The following is a 508-nucleotide window of genomic DNA, read 5'->3' as shown; positions in this document are numbered from 1 at the left end:
CGCTCCTGCAGGTAGCGCAGCAGGCGCTCGCTGGCCTTCTTCAGCGCTTCGGCCGGCACGCCATAACCCTGCTCCCGGGCACGCAGGAGGAAATCGGTGACGTAGGCGGTCAGCCAGTACTCTTCTTCGCTGTCCGAGCTCCACAGGCCAAAGCTGCCGTTGTAGCGCTGCATGCCCAGCAGGTGCTCGATGCCCATTTCGATCTTGCGTTTGCGCACATCCGCCGGTTCGCCCTTGATGCCCAGGCGCTTGAGGCTGTCGGCATTGGCATACAACGACGGGTAAAGGCCGCTGGTGGTCTGTTCCAGGCAACCGTAGGGGTAGGCTTCGAGGGCGCGGATCTGCTCGGCCAGGTTCAGCGGCGGCCGGCTCGACAAGGCCAGGCTGGCTTCCAGGCCGGCGGGTTCGAAGGCGGCCAGGTCGGCTTCGGGCAATGTCCACGGCTGGTCCTTCAAGGCCACGCGGTAGTGCTTGAGCATCGCCGGGTAGGCCGGGCGCACGCCCAACG

At 66.1% G+C, this 508-nt stretch carries 1 pseudogene; it reads right to left on the bottom strand.

Features of this window, described 5'->3' with window-relative positions:
- A pseudogene (locus tag HP547_RS29300) lies at positions 1 to 508 on the bottom strand (alpha-2-macroglobulin family protein); the annotation flags it as partial.

The sequence above is a fragment of the Pseudomonas sp. CM27 genome, assembly GCF_013179515.1.
Classification (GTDB): Bacteria; Pseudomonadota; Gammaproteobacteria; order Pseudomonadales; family Pseudomonadaceae; genus Aquipseudomonas.
The sequence above is the reverse complement of the archived record's forward strand: the minus strand, read 5'-3'. Positions and strand labels throughout refer to the sequence as shown.